Annotated in this window: 13 protein-coding genes and 4 pseudogenes; 3 read left to right on the forward strand and 14 right to left on the reverse strand. The window is 64.9% G+C overall.

Features of this window, described 5'->3' with window-relative positions:
* Positions 1 to 578: CHAT domain-containing protein (locus tag BF95_RS21715; protein WP_043154353.1), on the forward strand; the 578-nt coding region annotated here is incomplete at its 5' end.
* Here BF95_RS21715 and ccoS read toward each other — a convergent pair.
* The 13 genes and pseudogenes from ccoS to BF95_RS21780 form a co-directional block, all read right to left on the reverse strand.
* Positions 579 to 722, reverse strand: a complete 144-nt coding sequence (gene ccoS / locus BF95_RS21720; RefSeq protein WP_037476351.1) for a cbb3-type cytochrome oxidase assembly protein CcoS — start codon at positions 720 to 722, stop codon at positions 579 to 581.
* Positions 719 to 2866: a heavy metal translocating P-type ATPase gene (locus tag BF95_RS21725; RefSeq protein ID WP_043154355.1), complete on the reverse strand. Its 2148-nt coding sequence runs from the start codon at positions 2864 to 2866 to the stop codon at positions 719 to 721. Before BF95_RS21725 ends, ccoS begins: the two co-directional genes overlap by 4 nt.
* Complete coding sequence (locus tag BF95_RS21730; protein ID WP_443018410.1) at positions 2866 to 3336, reverse strand: FixH family protein; 471 nt, start codon at positions 3334 to 3336, stop codon at positions 2866 to 2868. Before BF95_RS21730 ends, BF95_RS21725 begins: the two co-directional genes overlap by 1 nt.
* Entirely contained in the window at positions 3336 to 4766 is a 1431-nt protein-coding gene (gene ccoG / locus BF95_RS21735) for a cytochrome c oxidase accessory protein CcoG (RefSeq protein ID WP_200867036.1), read from the reverse strand. Before ccoG ends, BF95_RS21730 begins: the two co-directional genes overlap by 1 nt.
* Before the next feature lie 157 nt (positions 4767 to 4923).
* Positions 4924 to 5862 (reverse strand): cytochrome-c oxidase, cbb3-type subunit III, encoded by a 939-nt coding sequence (ccoP, locus tag BF95_RS21740; protein WP_043154361.1) that lies wholly within the window; start codon positions 5860 to 5862, stop codon positions 4924 to 4926.
* On the reverse strand, positions 5855 to 6031 hold the full coding sequence (locus BF95_RS21745) for a cbb3-type cytochrome c oxidase subunit 3 (RefSeq protein WP_043154364.1): 177 nt from the start codon (positions 6029 to 6031) through the stop codon (positions 5855 to 5857). The genes ccoP and BF95_RS21745 overlap by 8 nt, the downstream gene beginning before the upstream one ends.
* Positions 6028 to 6782, reverse strand: a pseudogene (gene ccoO / locus BF95_RS21750) (cytochrome-c oxidase, cbb3-type subunit II). Before ccoO ends, BF95_RS21745 begins: the two are co-directional and overlap by 4 nt.
* A 12-nt stretch (positions 6783 to 6794) precedes the next feature.
* Positions 6795 to 8456, reverse strand: coding sequence for a cytochrome-c oxidase, cbb3-type subunit I (gene ccoN / locus BF95_RS21755; protein WP_043154367.1), 1662 nt, complete (start codon positions 8454 to 8456; stop codon positions 6795 to 6797).
* Between the two features lie 143 nt (positions 8457 to 8599).
* A complete protein-coding gene (locus tag BF95_RS21760; protein ID WP_043154370.1) occupies positions 8600 to 9343 on the reverse strand; it encodes a Crp/Fnr family transcriptional regulator in 744 nt (247 codons plus the stop codon).
* A gap of 196 nt (positions 9344 to 9539) precedes the next feature.
* Positions 9540 to 11053, reverse strand: a pseudogene (locus tag BF95_RS21765) (Ppx/GppA phosphatase family protein).
* A gap of 5 nt (positions 11054 to 11058) precedes the next feature.
* A pseudogene (locus BF95_RS21770) lies at positions 11059 to 13196 on the reverse strand (RNA degradosome polyphosphate kinase).
* Positions 13197 to 13199: 3 nt separating this feature from the next.
* Complete coding sequence (locus BF95_RS21775) at positions 13200 to 13838, reverse strand: chromosomal replication initiator protein DnaA (protein WP_043154372.1); 639 nt, start codon at positions 13836 to 13838, stop codon at positions 13200 to 13202.
* Positions 13835 to 15133: a hypothetical protein gene (locus tag BF95_RS21780; protein WP_043154375.1), complete on the reverse strand. Its 1299-nt coding sequence runs from the start codon at positions 15131 to 15133 to the stop codon at positions 13835 to 13837. Before BF95_RS21780 ends, BF95_RS21775 begins: the two co-directional genes overlap by 4 nt.
* Positions 15134 to 15224: 91 nt before the next feature.
* Between BF95_RS21780 and purM the strand changes: the two genes are divergently transcribed.
* Together purM and purN are read left to right on the forward strand one after the other, a co-directional pair.
* On the forward strand, positions 15225 to 16319 hold the full coding sequence (gene purM, locus BF95_RS21785) for a phosphoribosylformylglycinamidine cyclo-ligase (RefSeq protein WP_043154378.1): 1095 nt from the start codon (positions 15225 to 15227) through the stop codon (positions 16317 to 16319).
* A 100-nt stretch (positions 16320 to 16419) separates the two neighbouring features.
* Positions 16420 to 17370 carry a phosphoribosylglycinamide formyltransferase gene (purN, locus tag BF95_RS21790; protein WP_043154381.1) on the forward strand — a complete coding sequence of 317 codons (951 nt, stop codon included), beginning with the start codon at positions 16420 to 16422 and terminating at the stop codon, positions 17368 to 17370.
* Between the two features lie 1009 nt (positions 17371 to 18379).
* On the opposite strand, the pseudogene BF95_RS30805 reads toward purN, so the two are convergent.
* Positions 18380 to 18550, reverse strand: a pseudogene (locus BF95_RS30805) (response regulator transcription factor); the annotation flags it as partial.

An 18550-nucleotide genomic window follows, 5' to 3' on the forward strand; every position in this document is an offset into this window, starting at 1 on the left:
CGCCGCTGCCCGGATCGGCGGACGAAGTGCGCGGCGTCGCCAGCCGCTACGGCGCGCAGCGCGCGACCCTGATGCTCGGCAAAGCGGCCAGCGAAAGCGCCCTGCGCGCGCTCGACCTGTCGGACTATGGCGTCATCCTGTTCGCAACGCACGGCCTGGTGAGCGGGCAGATGGAGGGCGTGACCGAACCCGCTTTGGTCCTCTCGCCGCCCGCCCCCGGCGCGACCGACGAGGACGGCCTGCTCACCGCGTCCGAAGTCGCCGCGATGCGGATCGGCGCGGACTGGGTAATCCTGTCCGCCTGCAACACGGCGGCGGGCGACAGTGCGCAGGCACCCGCTTATTCAGGGCTGGCACAGGCATTCCGTTATGCCGGTGCAGGCTCGCTGCTCGTCTCGCACTGGCCGGTGCGCGACGATGCCAGCGCCTTCGTCACGCTGGAAACAGTGAAGGGGGCGGAGCGTGGCCTGCCCCGCGCGGTCGCGTTGCAACGGGCGATGCTGAAATTGATGCGGTCTAACCGCCCCGGCGCGGCGCAGCCCTATATCTGGGCACCCTTCATCCTCGTCGGGCGCTGATCACTCGTCATCATCGATCAGGATGCGCGCGGCCGCGCCATCGCTATCGTCGAACTGGCCGCTACCCAGCGCCCAGAAAAAGGCGGCGAGACCCAGCAGGCCGAGCGACAGGGCGATGGGGATGAGAACGGTGAGACCTGTCATCGTGCCGCGCCTTTGAGCCGCAGGGCGTTGGCGATGACGATCAGCGAACTGGTCGACATGGCGACGGCGGCGACGAGCGGGGTGACATGGCCCGCAATCGCCAGCGGCACGGCAAAGATATTATAGCCGATCGCGAGCGCAAAATTCTGCTTCACCACCCGCACCGTCCGTCGCGCCGCGCGCACCGCCATCGCCACCGGGGCCAGCCGATCGCCCAGAAACACCGCATCCGCCGCCAACTGGCTGGCGTCGCTCGCCGAAGCGGGCGCCATGCTGGCATGGCCTGCCGCAAGGGCGGGTCCATCATTCAGCCCATCGCCCACCATCAGCACCCTATGCCCCGACGCGCGCAACCGTTCGATCAGTGCCAGCTTGTCCTGTGGGCGCAGATGGCCGATCGCGGTGGTCGCGGTCTGGCGCGCAATCTCGGTCAAAGCTTCGGGCCGGTCGCCGCTGGCGATCAGCGTTTGCAGCCCCATGGCGCGCAGGTCGGCGAGCGTCTCGACCGCGTCGGGCCGCAACGCATCGGTGAAGCGCAGCAGCACGGCACGGTCGCCGCGCCGATATTCCGCCGCCAGATCGAACAGGGTAATAAGGCTGCGCGGGCGGCCCAGCGCCACCACATCTTCCCCCAACCGGCCCGTCATCCCCTCGCCCGCTTGTTCGCGCAGGTCGGTCAGCGCCGTCGGAGTGACGCCCTCGCCCTCCAAAGCCTGGCGCAGCGCGACGCTCAACGGATGACGACTGCCCTGCGCCAGGGCCAGCAGGACGGCGCGGTCCTCCGCCCCCAGTTCGGCCAGATCGCGTGGCACCGGGCGGCCGAGCGTCAACGTGCCGGTCTTGTCGAACAACGCCTCGTCCACCTCCGCCAGCCGTTCGAGCGCCGACCCGTCCTTGACCAGCACCCCGCGCTTCATCAGCGCGCCACAAGCAACGATCTGCGCCGCCGGCACCGCCAGCCCCAGCGCGCAGGGGCAGGTGATCAGCAGCACGGCAACCGCGATCAGCAGCGATTGATGTACGCCCGCGCCCGCGATCATCCACCCGGCAAAGGACAGCGCCGAGAGCAAATGCACGCTCGGCGCATAATAGCGCGCCGCCCGATCAGCGAGGCGGACATAGCGCGACTTGCCCTGTGCCGCTTCCTCCATCAGTCGGGCAATGTCGGCGATCACTGTGTCCGGCCCGGCGGCGGTCACCACGACGCGGATCGGCCCATCGATATTGAGCGCCCCGGCCTGCACCAAGTCGCCCGGACGCACCCGCACCGGTGCGCTTTCCCCGGTCAGGAAGGCGATGTCGATGCCGCTGTCGCCCTCCATCACGCGCCCGTCGGCGGCCAGCCTTTCGCCCGCCGCGACCAGCATCATCATGCCGGGCCGCAGCGCGCTTGCCACTACCCAGCGGCTTTGCCCGCTATCGTCCAACAGCATCGCGCCCGACGCGGATTGCTTGAGCAATGCGGCAACACCAGCGCGCGCCCGGCTCCGCATCAGACTGTCGAGGTAGCGCCCGGCGAGCAGGAAGAAGAGCAGCATCACCGCCCCGTCGAACCAGGCATCTTCGCCGCCGATCAGGGTTTCATAGACACTCATGCCGGTCGTCAGCAGCACGCCGATGCTGATCGGCACGTCCATATTGGTGCGCCCCTGCCGCACCGCCGCCCAGGCAGAGCGGAAGAAGGGCCGCCCCGCATAGGCCACAGTCGGCAGCGCGATCAGCGCCGACAGCCAGTGGAACATTTGCCGCGTGCCACCCTCCGCCCCGGACCAGACCGACACGGACAGCAGCATGATGTTCATCGCGGCAAAGCCTGCGACCGCCAGCGCGCGGATGAGCATGCGGTTTTCCGCCGCCGCGACATCGACGCCGGGATCGGCCAGCGGCTCCGCCTCGAAACCCAGCGCGGCGATGGCGGCGCGCAGGTCGGGCGGGCTGAGCGCGGGATCATGCTGGATGGTGACGCGCTTTGCCGAGAGATTGACCCGCGCCGACGCGATGCCGGGGGTGCGGACCAGCCCATTCTCGATCTTGCCGATACAGCCCGCGCAATGCATCCCCGGCACCGCGAAGAGGCTAAGCTGGCTGGTGTCCATGTCCGTTTCGGGGGCCTTTTCAGGCAGAATCAGGGCTTGGCTGGCCATCAGTCGATCTCTCGGACGTAGCGATGGTCTGCAGCGTCCTGCCGGGCCGTCAGGTGCAGCACCCAGCGACCGGCGGGCAGCGCGCGGTCGGCGCTGTATCGACCAGGTGCCACCTCACGGAACGACAAGGCGATGTCGGGCGCGCGGCCCAGCGGATGCGCGGCGGTGGCAGTAATACCCACACTGGTCAGCGGCGTGCCCGCCGCATCGGCAAGGCTGACATGCACCCGCCGCTGCGCATCAATCGTGATCGTCTCGCGCCAGCCCTGCGCCTCCTGCGCCCGCGCAGCCTTCAGCCAGCCGTTGAATTTCTGGCTGGCGACATAGCTGTTGTCGACCACCACCCCACCAAAGGACCGCACCGCAAGCGTCGCCATCAGCATGTTGACGGCGATGACGACGGCGAAGAAGGCCACCAATATGCCGGTCATATGCCATCCGGTGAAGCGACGGGGGGTGGAGCTACGCATCATTGGGGCCTTTCGAAACGGGCAGGTTCGCTGGCGTCGCCACCTTCACGATCAGTGGCGGTCAGGACGAAGCGGAAATCCTGCCGCCGTGGCCCGGCGGCGGGCACAGCGGCATAGAGGCGCACCTTGGCCACGCTGTCGGGCGGCACGGTGACGTTCACCGCCGGGCGCGCCTGCTCGCGCGCCATCGCATCGGTCCACAGCAGCGCGCCGGGCAACCCTTCGGCCCGCACCGTCATCGGCCGGGGCCGCGTCTCCATATTGCGGATTTTCACCGTATAGGCATTGCGCACCGCCCCATCGGATAGCGTCACGAAAATGGGGTTACGGTCCTGCTGCGCCGCGATGTCCAGTCGGGTGCGAGCCCCCAGCGCGAACAGCATCGCCGCGCCAACGCTGCTCCACATCAACAGATAGGCGATGGTGCGCGGGCGCAGCAATGTCTTGATGACCGGTCGGGGGGCCGCCCCCTGCTTCTCCGCATCGGCATCATCCTGCGTACAATAGTCGATCAGCCCGCGTGGCCGCCCGACCTGACCCATCACCTTGTCGCAGGCGTCGATGCACAAAGCGCAAGTGATGCAGCCGATTTGCGGCCCTTCGCGAATGTCGATGCCGGTCGGGCAGACCGCGACGCACTGGTCGCAATCGATGCAGTCGCCAAATTCGCCCGGATGCGCCGCCGCCTTCTTGACGCTACCGCGCTTTTCGCCGCGCCAGTCCTTGTACGTCACGACCAGCGATTTCTCGTCGAGCATCGCGGTCTGGATGCGTGGCCAGGGGCACATATAGATGCACACCTGTTCGCGCATGAAGCCGCCCAGGACGAAGGTCGTCGCGGTCAGCAGCGCGGTGGTGCCATAGGCGACCGGCGCAGCCGTGCCGGTCCAGAACTCCTGCTGCAACGTCGGTGCATCAGCGAAATAGAAGATCCACGCGCCCCCGGTCAGGAAGGCGATGACCAGCCACACGCTCCATTTGATCATCCGCCGGGCCAGCTTGGACGGGGTCCAGCGGGCCTTGGCCAGCCGCACTTGCGCATTGCGATCGCCATCGATGAAGCGTTCGACATGCTGGAACAGGTCGGTCCACACCGTCTGCGGACAGGCATAGCCGCACCAGGCGCGGCCCACCGCCGACGTCACCAGAAACAGGCCGACACCGGCCATCACCAACAGCCCGGCGACATAGTAAAATTCATGCGGCCAGATTTCGATATCGAACATATAGAAACGGCGATTGGCCATATCGACCAACACGGCCTGATCGGGGGCATAGGGGCCGCGATCCCAGCGGATCCAGGGCGTCACCCAATAGATGCCCAGCGTCACCACCATGATCGCCCATTTCAGGCGGCGGTAGAAGCCATCCACGGCCTTGGGAAAGACGCCCTTGCGCTTCTCATAGAGATCGCCTGTGTCAGTCGGCATCAGCACGTCCCAAATCCTCCCCTGCAAGGGGAGGTGGCTGGCCGCAGGTCAGACGGAGGGGGCAGGCAATGCGTCGCAAGCCTGGCGCTAAAGGCGCACCCCCCTCCACCACCGCTGCGCGGCGGTCCCCCTCCCCTTCCAGCGGAGGATCGGGGCTTTATTGGGCCACATTGCCTTCTACTCCATTATCCGCCGCAGCCGCGGCTTCCACCAGCGTCGCTTCGCCACCGCCCAGGCTATGGACATAGACGGCCAGCATGCGGATGGTCGCGGGGCTGAGCTTGTCGTCCCAGCGCGGCATCACGCCCTGACGGCTGTTCCACACGCTCTGGTGGATGGACTCGGTGTCGCCGCCATAGAGCCAGATGCCATCGGTCAGGTTGGGCGCACCCAGCGCGCGATTGCCCTTGGCATCCGTGCCATGGCAGACCGCGCAATTGTCGGCGAACAGGCCCGCCCCGCGCTGCGCGGCGGCACTGGGCTTATCCTGACGACTCGCCACCCGGACATAAGCGACGACATCGTCGACCTGCGGGGCAGTGAGCAACTGGTCGCGGCCAAAGGCGGGCATCATCGATACGCGCGTCGCGTCATGCCCCGGATTGCGAATACCGTCGATCAGCGTTTTCTCAATGGTGGCGAGGTCGCCACCCCACAACCAGTCATCATCGTTGAGGTTGGGATAGCCCTTGCCGCCCGCTGCGCCCGATCCATGACACTGGACGCAATGCACCTTGAACGCGGCGCGCCCGCCCTCGATCGCGGCCTGCATGAGTTGCGGCTGGCCCGCCAGCTTCTCGATCGTCGTCGCGGCGATCGCCTGGTGAATGGGTGCCACCTGATCGGCGCGCGCGGCCAGTTCCTGTTCCAGATCGCCCCGGCTCGACCAGCCAAGCATCCCGCGCGTATAATCGTTGAGCATCGGGATCGCCGGATAGGCAATTACATAACCGATCGCGAATAGGATGGTGGCATAGAAGGTCCACAGCCACCAGCGCGGCAGCGGCGTGTCCAGTTCCTGGATCCCGTCCCACTCATGCCCCTTGAACTGGGTGCCGGTGGCGGCGTCGATCTTGGGGGTCTTGTCGTCAGCCATGGTCGGCCTCCGTCTTTTCGGTGTCCGGCTCGAAGATCATCGTGGCGGCGCGCTTGGTGGCGCGGCGGTTCTGCGGCAGGAAGTGCCAGCCGATGAGGATGAGATAGGTCAGGGCCATGAAGACCAGGCCCCAGCTATCGGCGAAATGCCGCAAAGCATCGTAGCTCATCGCGTCCCCCCTTGCGGCTGCGGCTGGCCTTCCAGCGGCTTGGCGGCATCGACATCGACCAACGTGCCGATCATCTGGAGATAGGCGACCAGCGCATCCATCTCGGTCAACTTGTTCGGATCGCCGTCGAAATCGCGCACCTGCGCCTTGGGATAGCGTTTGAGGAGGTCGGCCGTATCGGCATTGGGATCAGCCTGGGCCTTGAGGTCGTCATTGGCCTTTTCCTTGTCCGTGTCGCTGTACGGAACGCCGACCCGGCTCAGCGCCGTCAGGTCCGCCGTCATGTCGCCCGCCTTCAGTTCGCGTTCGGCGAGGAAGGGATAGGTCGGCATGATCGATTCCGGCACCACGCGCGGGGATCTTTCAAATGCTGGACATGCCATTCGTCCGAATAGCGCCCACCGACCCGCGCCAGGTCCGGCCCGGTCCGCTTGGACCCCCATTGGAACGGATGGTCATACATGCTTTCCGCTGCCAGGCTGTAATGGCCATAGCGTTCGGTTTCGTCGCGGAACGGGCGGATCATCTGGCTATGGCAGTTGTAACAGCCTTCGCGGATGTAGATGTTGCGCCCGGCCAGTTCCAGCGGGGTGTAGGGCCGCATCCCCTCCACCTTCTCGATCGTATTATCGATCCAGAAGAGGGGCGCGATTTCCACGATGCCGCCGATGGCGACGACGATCAGGGATGCGATGCCAAGCAGCGATACATTCCGCTCCAGCTTGCCATGGTCGAAGAATTTGGATGCCATGTCGGCGTCTCCTTATACAGGCTTGGCAGCGAGGAGCGGCTTGTCGGCCACCGGATCGAAGGCGGCGTCGTGCATCGGCTTCTCTTCGCGCAACTTGCTGCCCGCGATGGTCTTGCCGATGTTCCAGGCCATGATGATCGCCCCGGCGAGGTAGAGCAGGCCACCGGCACCGCGGATCAGATACATGGGGAACATGGCGGTCACGACTTCGGAGAAGGCATAGACGAGATAGCCATCGGCCCCATATTCGCGCCACATCAAGCCCTGCATGATGCCCGCCACCCACATCGACGAGGCGTAGAGAACGATGCCCAGCGTCGCGAGCCAGAAGTGCCAGTTCACCAGCCGCAGCGAATAGAGACGTTCCCGACCCCACAGGCGCGGCGTCATATAATAGAGGCAGGCAAAGGTGATCATGCCGTTCCAGCCCAGCGCGCCGGAATGGACATGGCCGATCGTCCAGTCGGTATAATGCGACAGGGAGTTGACGGCCTTGATCGACATCAGCGGCCCTTCGAAGGTCGACATGCCGTAAAAGGCCAGCGCCATCACCATCATGCGGATGATCGGGTCGGTGCGGATTTTGTCCCAGGCGCCGTTCAGCGTCATCAGGCCGTTGATCATCCCGCCCCAGCTCGGCATCCACAGCATGACCGAAAAGACCATGCCCAGCGTCTGCGCCCAGTCAGGCAGCGCGGTATAATGAAGGTGATGCGGCCCCGCCCAGATGTAGAGGAAGATCAGCGACCAGAAGTGGATGATCGACAGGCGATAGCTATAGACCGGCCGTTCCGCCTGCTTGGGCACGAAATAATACATCATGGCCAGGAAGCCGGCAGTCAGGAAGAAGCCCACCGCATTATGGCCATACCACCATTGGGTCAGCGCATCCTGCACGCCGGCAAAGGCGCTATAGCTCTTGGACCCCAGCAGGCTGACCGGCATCGACAGATTATTGACGATGTGCAGCATCGCGATGGTGATGATGAAGGCGAGGTAGAACCAGTTGGCCACATAGATATGCGGCTCGGAGCGCCTGAGGATCGTCCCGCCGAACACCAGCAGATAACAGACCCACACGACTGTCAGCCACAGATCGACATACCATTCGGGCTCGGCATATTCCTTGCCCTCGGTAATGCCCATCAGATAGCCGGTCGCGGCCAGCACGATGAACAGCTGATAACCCCAAAAGACGAAGCGGGCCATGGACGGGAACGCCAGCCGCGCGCGGCAAGTGCGCTGCACGACATAGAAGCTCGTCGCGATCAGCGCGTTGCCGCCAAAGGCGAAGATCACCGCCGATGTGTGCAACGGCCGCATGCGACCGAAGCTGGTATATTCCAGCCCAAGGTTCAGCGCGGGAAAAGCCAGCTGGAAAGCGATGACCAGCCCGACGAGAAAACCCGCCAGACCCCAGAAAACGGTCGCGATCACGCCCCAGCGGATCGGATCATCATCATATTTGCCAAGGTCGGTCGGCATTTTCAGCATGCCGCGGGCCAGCCCCGCATAATCCGCGCCGCGCATCGTGGTGATCGCCAGCAGCAGTCCGACCGCGCAGACAATCCCCATATGAACGGCAAATCCGCTGTCCACCGCGCCCAGCATCGCCGCGAAGGCGGCCAGCGCGAGCGCGAACCAGCCGCCCGTCCTCATTACCAATCGGTCCATGATATTCCCCGTAAAAGGCTCTGCGGTCCGTCTGTTCGACAGGCCGCCCCCATGCATTGACCTCTGTCAAACCGCCGGGCGCGGGTCTTTACGGGATAGTGCGTAGAAGGGTGGAACGCCGTCGAGCGCGACAGCCGCGTTCCTCAAACCCCTTCCGCCAACGCCTCCAGCGTCGCGCTGTCGATCAGCCGCACACCGCGCCGCCCCACCAGCGCGATGATCCCCTGCCGCTTCAAGTCGCTCATCTGGCGCGACACGGTTTCGATGGTCGTACCCAAAATATCGGCAATCTGCTGGCGCGAGAGCGGCAGTTCGATCGTCCCTGCCCGGTCGGCCTGCAACCGCCGCGCCATGTCGAGCAGGAAGGTCGCGACCTTCTCCCGCGCAGTCTTGCGGCCGAGCAGCAGCATCCAGGCGCGGGTCCGGTCGAGATCGTCGAGCGTGCGTTGGAGCAGCCGGTGCTGAAGATCGCCATGATCGCGCGCGAAGCCATCGAAGCCCCCACGCGGAAACAGGCATAGCCGCGCATCGGTCAGCGCGGTCACGCTATGGGGTGTGCGCGCGCCGAACGGGCGGCCGATGAAATCGGACGCATAGACCACGCCGACAATCTGCTCGCGCCCATCCCCGGTCGACGTCGCCAGTTTCAGCGTGCCTTCGATGACATTGGCGACGACCATGCTGTCGTCCCCCTCCCACATCACCGTCTGCCCGGCGTGCAGCGTCACCCGCCGCCCGATCCGGCCAAGCGCCTCGCGATCCGTGTCCGACAAGTCGGCGCAAATCGCCCGGTCGCGCACCGCGCACTGGTCGCAGGACTGGGGCGCACAAGGGCGCGTCATCAGCGGAAGAGCGCCATTTTGCGCCACGTCAAATTGCATGTCCATTCCCGCTGCATGACGCGACGGCGTGGACCGACCTATGCGTAAATGTCCGTAGCTTTCGTGATGTGGAGGGATGGTGGACAGACTGGCGGTTTGTTCCCGTCATGCCAGCGGACGCTGGCATCTCGCTTTTCTTTCGGGTGGGTCGCTGGAAGAAGGGAGATCCCAGCCTTCGCTGGGATGACGGGAAGCGGGAAGATCAGGCGGTCAGGCGATATTTGACGCCCATTGCCTGCGCCAGATGCCGCAGGCGCCGCTCGACTGCTTCGCCAAACAGTTCCGCGTCGTCCTTTTGCAGCGACAAGGTGAGCAGGTCGCCCTCACGCCCCAGCCGCGACAGGGTGAGTGGTCCTTCGACACCGCCCGACAGGCGCTGCGCCAGCCGGATCGCGAGCCCCCAAAGCGCGGCATGGCGCAAGGCTTCCGGTGATGCGAGTTGATCGACGCCGGCCGGGATGGACAGGCCGCCGCCAAAATTACTGTGGAGCGCCTGCGCCAGCATCCCCCGCTCCGCCGCCATGATGCCGACCCAATTGCTGTGCAGCGCGATCTCGACCCCGCGCTCGGCGCGAAAATCGGGATTGGCGCGCCAACCGACATCGGCAAGCAGGCAGGCGGCACGGCGGATGCGGCGCACGTCGGGCCATCCTCCGGGAAAAGCGGCGCGATCCAGCGTTCGATGCGGTCGCCATGGCCCCGGAAACGCGACTGCGCCTCCCCTTCCGCCTCGGCCGACACGAGCAATGGATCGTGCGCGCGAATATCTTCCGGCAGATCTTCGTAAAGCAGCCCTTCGCGCAGGCCATAGGCCGATACGACCAATCGGCTCGACCGCAATTGCCGCACCACGACCGACAGCAACGCAGCGGCATTGGGCAGGGTCGGGATGCGCGATCCACTCATCGCCGGGATGCTCTTGAGTCGCGCGCGGCTGACATGCGACACGATCCGGGTCAGCTTTTCCGCGCGCGCGGCGGTCATCTCATATTGATGGACGACCGGCAGCGGGAAATTGGTCAACTGCATGTCGAACCGCGCCAGCGCGCGCCACGACCCGCCGACCAGGTAGAAAGGCAGGTCGGGTTCGGGCTGCCAGCCCGCCTTTTCCATCATCGCCTTGACCCGCCGCTCCAGCGCGCCCGGCCCCTTGGCCCGAATTTCAGGCAGGCGCAGCACGCCCAGCGGCAGCGAAATCGTCTGTTCGACGGCGCCGCCGCGAATGCGCGCCAGTTCCAGGCTGCCCCCGCCCAGATCGCCGACGATGCCGTCCGCGCCAGGAATGCCCGACAGCACGCCCATGGCCGCGCCAATCGCCTCCTGCGCGCCGGTCAGCAGTTCGACGGTCAGGCCCATAGCGGCGGCGCGGGCGATGAATTCGCCGCCATTGGTCGCATCGCGCACGGCGGCGGTGGCGACGCAGCGGATATGCGCGACCTTCATGTCCTGGCACAGATGCGCAAAGCGGCCGATCGCGCGCAGGCCGCGCTCCATCGGCTCCTCCTCGATCCGCCCAGTCCGCGCGAGCGAGTCACCCAGCCCCGCCATCACCTTTTCATTGAACAGGATGAAGGGGATGCGGCGCGGCCCGTCATAGACGACCAGACGGACGCTGTTCGACCCGATGTCGATGATCGCGGTGCGGGCGGTCGCCGGCTGAGGCGATGTCGCCATGGTCTGGGCAGCGGCGCGGACCCGGCTGAGCATCGAGTTCATCAGTGTCAAACCCGCCCGCGCAAGCGCAGGGTCGGCACCGCCTCATTATCGAGCGCCGCGCCGCGCCCGGACAGCGACGGGTTGGTCATGAAATAGCGGTGCAGGTTGAACGGCTTGTCGCCCGCCTCCACCCGCGCATAATGACCATCGCTATCCAGTTCCCAGCTCTGTTCAGTGTCGATCAGGTTCGCGACCATCACCTGGTCGAGGATCTGGTCATGGACGGTCGGGGTCTCGATCGGTGCCATGAACTCGACCCGCCGGTCGAAGTTGCGCTGCATCCAGTCGGCCGAACTGATATAGACTTTCGCGCCATTGTTGGGCAGCGCCTTGCCATTGCCGAACACGGCGATGCGACTATGTTCCAGGAAGCGACCGACGACCGACTTCACCCGAATATGTTCCGACATGCCGGGGACGCCGGGGCGCAGGCAGCATATGCCGCGCACGATCAGGTCGATCTGCACGCCCGCATTGCTGGCGGCGTAAAGTTTTTCGATGATCGCCGGATCGACCAGGCTGTTCATCTTCGCCCAGATATTGCCCGGCCGCCCGGCGCGGCAATGCTCGATCTCATCATCGATCAATTGGCACAGCCGATTGCGCAGGTCGCGCGGGGACATGACCAGCTTTTCCAGACGTTTGGGTTCGACATAGCCGGTGATATAGTTGAACAACGCTGCGGCATCGCGGCTGTAAGCCGGATCGGCGGTGAAGAAGCTGAGGTCCGTGTAGATGCGCGCGGTGATCGGGTGATAATTGCCCGTGCCGAAATGGCAGTAGCTGCGAAACTGCTCGCCCTCGCGCCGGATCACCATCGAAATCTTGGCGTGGGTCTTCCAGTCGATGAAACCATAGACGACCTGCACCCCAGCGCGTTCCAGCGCATCGGCCCAAAGGATATTCTGTTCCTCGTCGAAACGGGCTTTCAGTTCCACCACGGCGGTCACCGACTTGCCCGCCTCCGCCGCGTCGATCAGCGCGCGGATGATCGCCGACTGTTTGCCCGCGCGATAGAGCGTCTGCTTGATCGCCACCACATCGGGGTCGATCGCCGCCTGCTTAAGGAAGGAGACGACGACGTCGAAGGCTCATAGGGATGGTGGACGACGATGTCCTTGGCACGGATCGCCGCGAAACAATCGCCGCCATATTCGCGGATGCGTTCGGGGAAGCGCGGCGCATAGGGCTCGAACTTGAGGTCGGGACGGTCTTCGTCGACGATGCCCGACAGGTCGCCGATGCCGACGAACCCCTCGACCTCGGCGATGATCGCCTCATGCCCCTGGATCATGTCCTGCAGCATTTCCTCGACCGGTTCGGGAATGCGTTCCTCTATCTCCATACGGATCACGCGGCCACGGCGGCGGCGCTTGATCGCGCTGCGGAAGTGGCGGACCAGATCCTCGGCCTCTTCCTCGATCTCGATGTCGCTGTCACGGATGATGCGGAACACGCCGCTGTTGCGCACCTGATAGCCGGGGAAGAGATCCCCTGAGAAACGCCGCACCACCGCCTCCAGCGCCATGTAGCGCGCAGTATCTCCCGGCACGCGCACGAAGCGGTCGAGCGTCGCGGGGATCATCACCAACTCGCGGATCGGCTGCTTGTCAGACAGGCGTTGCAGATCGAAGACGATCGACAGCCCCTGATTGGGGATGAAGGGGAAGGGATGCGCCGGGTCGAGCGCCTGGGGCGTGAGGATCGGGAAGATTTGCGTCAGGAAATGGTCGCGCAGCCAGGCTTCGCTCAGCGCGTCAATCGGACTGGACGGACCGACCACTTCGATCCCGACCTGGCCCAGTTCGCCATGCAATATGCCCCACACCTTCTGCTGCGCCGCCATCAGCCGCGCGGTTTCGGCAGCGATCGCGGCGAGCTGTTGCCCGGCGGTCAGCCCGTCCACGGAGCGCAGATCGACATCCTGCAACTGCTGCCCCTTGAGGCCCGCGACCCGGACGGAGAAGAACTCATCCAGGTTCGCGCCGGAGATGGACAGGAAGCGCAATCGTTCCAGCAGCGGATGGGCGCGGTTCATCGCTTCTTCCAGCACGCGCTGGTTGAAGGCGAGCCACGACAATTCGCGGTTGAAATAGCGGTCGCTGTGCAGGGACAGGCTGGGTGTGGGATCGGCGTCGGCCACGGATTACTCGCGTTGGTCGGTGGAAGGATCGGGCGGGACTATAGGCAGAAAACCGGCATCTTGCAGAGCCTCTTTCGCCAGTGCGGTGGAAATCTTACGACCAGATGACAGCGCCGCCGCGTCGAGCAGACGGGTGACGGCGTCGATCGCGCCATAGCTACGCTCTATCCGGCGCAATAGCCAGTCCGGCAGATCGGCGGCATAGCCCGCTCCGGTGCGGTCGAAGGCGCGGGCGATCAGCGCGCGCGCCAGCGCCTCGTCGGGTTCGGCGATGGCGACATGGGGCACCGCCGCAAGACGCGATCGCAGGTCGGGCAAAGTCACGGTCCAACTGGCAGGTGGGGCCAGTCCCACCATCAGCAGCGGTCGCCGGTCGGTCTGCGCTGCATTCCAGGCGTGGAACAGGCGATGTTCGTCCTGTCCCTGCGCATCGTCGATGATCGTGCCGCCGCTCATCCGCGCGAAATGGCGGGCGAGCGTCGAGCGCCCCGACCGCGGCGGACCGGTCAGGACGCTCACCGACACAGGCCAGTCGCGCCAGCGCTCCAGATGGGTGACAGCCTGGGAATTGGCCTCGCTGACCAGGAAATCCCCGTCGCGCGCATCGCCATGCCAGTCGAAGGGCAGGCTGATCTGGCTCATTGCGCGGCGGGCGCTGGTCCGCTGGGCGCGGCCGATGCCGGGCGACGGCTGATCCGCAGCGTCGTGCCCGACGCCGCGACGGTGTAGCCCCGTGCCTGAAGCCCCGCGCGCAGCATTTCGGCCGTGCCCTCGAAGCGCACCTGCATCACCGACGTGCCGCCCAGCGCCAGGCTGCTGGTATTGGCCGACCGGACGCCCGGCACCGCGCGCACCGCCGCTTCACCCTGCGTCACCGATCCGACATCGGGCGTATCGAACTGGATCGAGAAGCTGGTGCCGCTGGGCGCAGCCGTCGGCAGTTCCGTCGTTTCGACGATCGCCTCGGTGACATTTTCCAGTTCCAGCGTATCGGGATCGACCGGCTCCTCGATGATCAGCGAGGGGTCGGGGCGCAGGCGACCGTCGTTGAGCGCGCGGATATAGAGTTCATCGAGCCGCCGCGCGCCTTCGTCCAGCATCTTGGCCAAGCCGCTGTCGTTGGACGCGCGCAGCGTGAAGCTGCCGATCAGGCTGTTGTCGGGACCATAGCGCGCAGTGAAGGTCGCCGTTACCGGGCCACCGGGATAGGCGCGGTCGAGCCGGGCGATCGGGATCACCACATCAGCCGCGCCATATTGGTCGAGCAATACGCGCCACCATAGCCGCCCGCGCCGTCCGGTCTGCCCGGCATTCAGCAGGATCGGATCGGCGATCGACCCCGCGACGCGGACATAGTCGATCGCGCTGTCGCCGGTGCGATAGCGCGCCCAGGCCTTTTGCCATTCATTGGTGCGCTCATAGGAAACCGCCGAGCCACCGTCCCAGAGGACGGGAATGACCAGCAAGGGCGGCGAGCGCATCGCATTGCCCGATACGCCCAGCAACTGCCCGGTGCGGGCGCGGTCGAACAGGATGCTGAGGGTCGCGACATAGCGCGTCGGCCCGGCCTGTTCATAATCGATCTCGATGCCCGAAACCATCGCCTCGATCTGCGAATCGGACAGGGCGGGCGCGCCCGCGCCGCTGTGCGTGCGGCTCCACAGCATGCGCCAGGCCTGCCGCTGCGCCATGCGCCACCCGGCATAGCGGGCGCTGTCGGCATCCTTGGCACGCACATCGACCTTGACCCCGCGCACTTCGAAATCGCCGCCGCTGGCGATCGGCGGCACGCCGCGCTCCCCCTCCATCTGCGCGAACAGCGCCGCCGCCGCGAGGCCGAGCGCGATCGCGAACAGGATCTGCACCGGGCGCGACAGCGCGCGCACTACGGCACCGGGCGACAGAGGAAGGCGGGAAAGGGTCTGGGCAAGGCTCACGCGCGCCCTTTTGGCGAGATTTGCCCCCTATGCCAAGCGCCAACCCATGCATCCTTCCGTTTTCGCATCGATTGCTCTAGGCGCGTGTCCCATGACCAATACCGAATCCTATAGCTACGCCAAGGCTGGCGTCGACATCGCCGCCGGCAATGCGCTGGTGCGCGCCATCGCTCCCTTGGCCAAGGCCACCCGCCGTCCTGGCGCTGACGCCGACCTTGGCGGCTTTGGCGGCTTTTTCGACCTCAAGGCGGCGGGCTTTACCGATCCGTTGCTGGTCGCAGCCAATGATGGCGTGGGCACGAAGCTGAAGCTCGCCATCGACCATGGCCGCCATGACGGCGTGGGCATCGATCTCGTCGCCATGTGCGCCAACGACCTGATCGTGCAGGGGGCCGAACCGCTTTTCTTCCTTGATTATTATGCCACCGGCAAGCTGGAGAGCGGCGTTGCCGAGCGCGTCATCGCCGGGATTGCCGAGGGTTGCCGGATCGCGGGCTGTGCCCTGATCGGTGGCGAGACCGCAGAAATGCCGGGCATGTATGCGCCGGGCGACTATGATCTGGCGGGCTTTTGCGTCGGCGCGGTCGAACGTACCAAGGTGCTGACTGGCAACCGGGTGAAGGCGGGTGACGTGCTGCTGGGCATCGCCTCGTCGGGCGTTCATTCCAACGGTTTTTCACTGGTCCGTCGCCTCGCCGCCGACAAGGGGTGGAAGCTCGATCGCCCCGCCATCTTCGACAATGAAGTGCTGCTGATCGATGCATTGATGGCGCCGACGCGCATCTATGTGAAATCGCTGCTGCCGCTCGTGCGCGCCGGGATGGTCAATGCGCTCGCGCATATCACAGGCGGCGGCTTGCTCGAAAACATCCCCCGCGTGCTGCCCGACGGCTGCCACGCGATGGTCGATGCCGACGCTTGGGAACAGCCGCGGCTGATGGCCTTCTTGCAGGCGCAAGGGCATATCGACCCCGCCGAAATGGCGCGCACCTTCAATTGTGGCATTGGCATGGTGCTGGCCGTGGACGAAGCCCATGTCGCGGGCGTCACCACCGCACTCGAAGCATCGGGCGAAAGCGTCCACCGCATCGGCCTGATCCAGAGCGGCGACAAGGGCTGCACCGTGCGCGGATCGACCGAGACGTGGAGCGCGCAAGCCGACTGGTCGGCGACGCATCTGGGGTGACCGCCTTCCCATCCTCGTTCGGTTCGAGAATCCTGAGCTTGTCGAAGGGCGAGAACGGCGCGCATAGTTCTCGACAAGCTCGAACCGAACGGATGTTGTTATGCACAAAGCCAAAGTCGGCGTCCTGATTTCCGGTCGCGGGTCCAATATGGCGGCGCTGCTTTATGCCGCCAAGGCCGATGACTGCCCCTATGAGATCGTGCTGGTCGCCGCCAATGATCCGGATGCGCCTGGGCTCAAGCTAGCCGCAGCCGAAGGGATCGCAACCTTTGGCCAGAGCCATAAGGGCTTGAAACGCGCCGATTTCGATCAGATCATCGATGCACAGTTGCGCGCGGCGGGCGCGCAATTTGTCGCGCTGGCGGGCTATATGCGGCTGCTATCGCCCGAATTCGTCGCGGGATGGGAAGAGCGGATGCTCAACATCCACCCCAGCCTGCTGCCCAAATATAAGGGGCTCGACACGCATCAGCGCGCGATCGATGCAGGCGATACCCATACGGGCTGTTCGGTGCATATCGTGACGGCGGCGCTGGACGATGGGCCGGTGCTGGGCCAGACGCCGGTCGCGATCCTGCCCGATGACGATGCCGGCACGCTGGCCGCCCGCACGCTGATCGCGGAACATCAGCTCTATTCGCGCACCCTTGCCGCTTTCGTCACCCGCGAGCGTCACCCCGACTGGCTGCTCAATAAGGTCCGCGAAACCGCGCTTGCCTTGCCGCAGGCGGACGAAATCCTCTCGCACGGCATGCGCTGCTTCGGCATCATCAAGGGCAAGAAGTTCGCCTATTTCACCCGCGATCATCATGGCGACGGCATCCTCGCGCTGCTGGTCAAGACCACCGCGCCGGAGGAACAGGCAAGCCTGATCGAAGCCGACCCGGAACGCTATTATCGCCCCGCCTATTTCGGCACCGACTGGATCGGCATCCGCCTGGACCTCGGCGATACGGACTGGGAGCATATCGCGGAACGGCTGCGCGCCAGCTGGCGGCAGGTTGCGCCCAAGAAGCTGTTGGGGCTGATGGATATTGCGGCGGAATTTTAGGAGGGTTGCCTTTTTGGGGCGGGCGGCTTTCTCATGTGTCGCCCGCTGGCGGAAGCGGGGTACGCCTGCCATCGTCGCGCAAGCCCACCCCCTAACCCCCTCCCGCCTGCGGGAGGGGGAACACGCTCTGCTTTTGGTCGCTACGAGGCGGGACACCGCAGACATTGGGGCTGGCTTCACCCGTCATGCCAGCGAAGGCTGGCATCTCAGGCGGAGGCGCGGAACAGTTGGGCTAGGTGCGTCGCGCCATTCTATCGCGCCATCTCCAGAGATCCCAGCCTTCGCTGGGGTGACGGAAAAGGGTGGGTAAGTGACTGTCTGGTTCGGAAATAATTTGCGAGGTCAGCAGCCGTTGAACACCGGAAGATGGAGTGGCATCCTTTGATGATGCAAAGTTCAACTGCTATAGAGGCAGCGCGCCATTTTCTTTCCGTAGTATGGGACGGTCCGGTGCCTACCGATGCTGTGCTGACAGCAGCTCTCGATCGACTGATCGCGGCTTATCACGATACACCAGATGTCGGGCCGACAAACTACGACGTTGATCCACCGCGCGAGAGCAATTCAGCCTTTTTTTTCATCAGGTGGGTGCTCGATTTGCCGCCTACGGCTTTTTACGCGCTGGCAGACCCCCATAGATGAGCCGCATACCGCGATGGGAATGGGGGGATGCCATTGATGACATCGGCGATATCACTTTGGATATGCGCGACGTAATATGGCTGGCTGATAATATCGGCCCCGATGATGCCCACTGGTCTTTTCGGCTTCAGTTCTTCCATTGGGGGACACATGCGAGAGATTTGGTCCGCTATCTGCACGGTCGTCAATTTGGATAAACAGCTGATTTTGGTCGTTTTCAGTCATCCTCCTCCTGGTAAGGGAGCCGGCTGAGCGCAGCGCTGACGGAGGGGTTTCACGCTCTTGATAGGGTGACACCCCCTCCACCACTTCGTGGTCCCCCCTCTCCTTACAGGGGAGGATTTTAGAGCTTACGTCATCGACCAGACTATTCCGCTGGCGTCCCCTCGACGGCGTGGAAGGCGATGCGGAGGCTTCGGCGAGGCTTCGGACTTCCAGTTTCTGCATCAGGTTGGCGCGGTGGATTTCGACGGTGCGCGGGCTGATGCCCAGGTCATAGGCGATGGTCTTGTTGGGCAGGCCTTCGACCAGCCCGTCC

The organism is Sphingobium sp. Ant17 (assembly GCF_000588875.1).
Classification (GTDB): domain Bacteria; phylum Pseudomonadota; class Alphaproteobacteria; order Sphingomonadales; family Sphingomonadaceae; genus Sphingobium.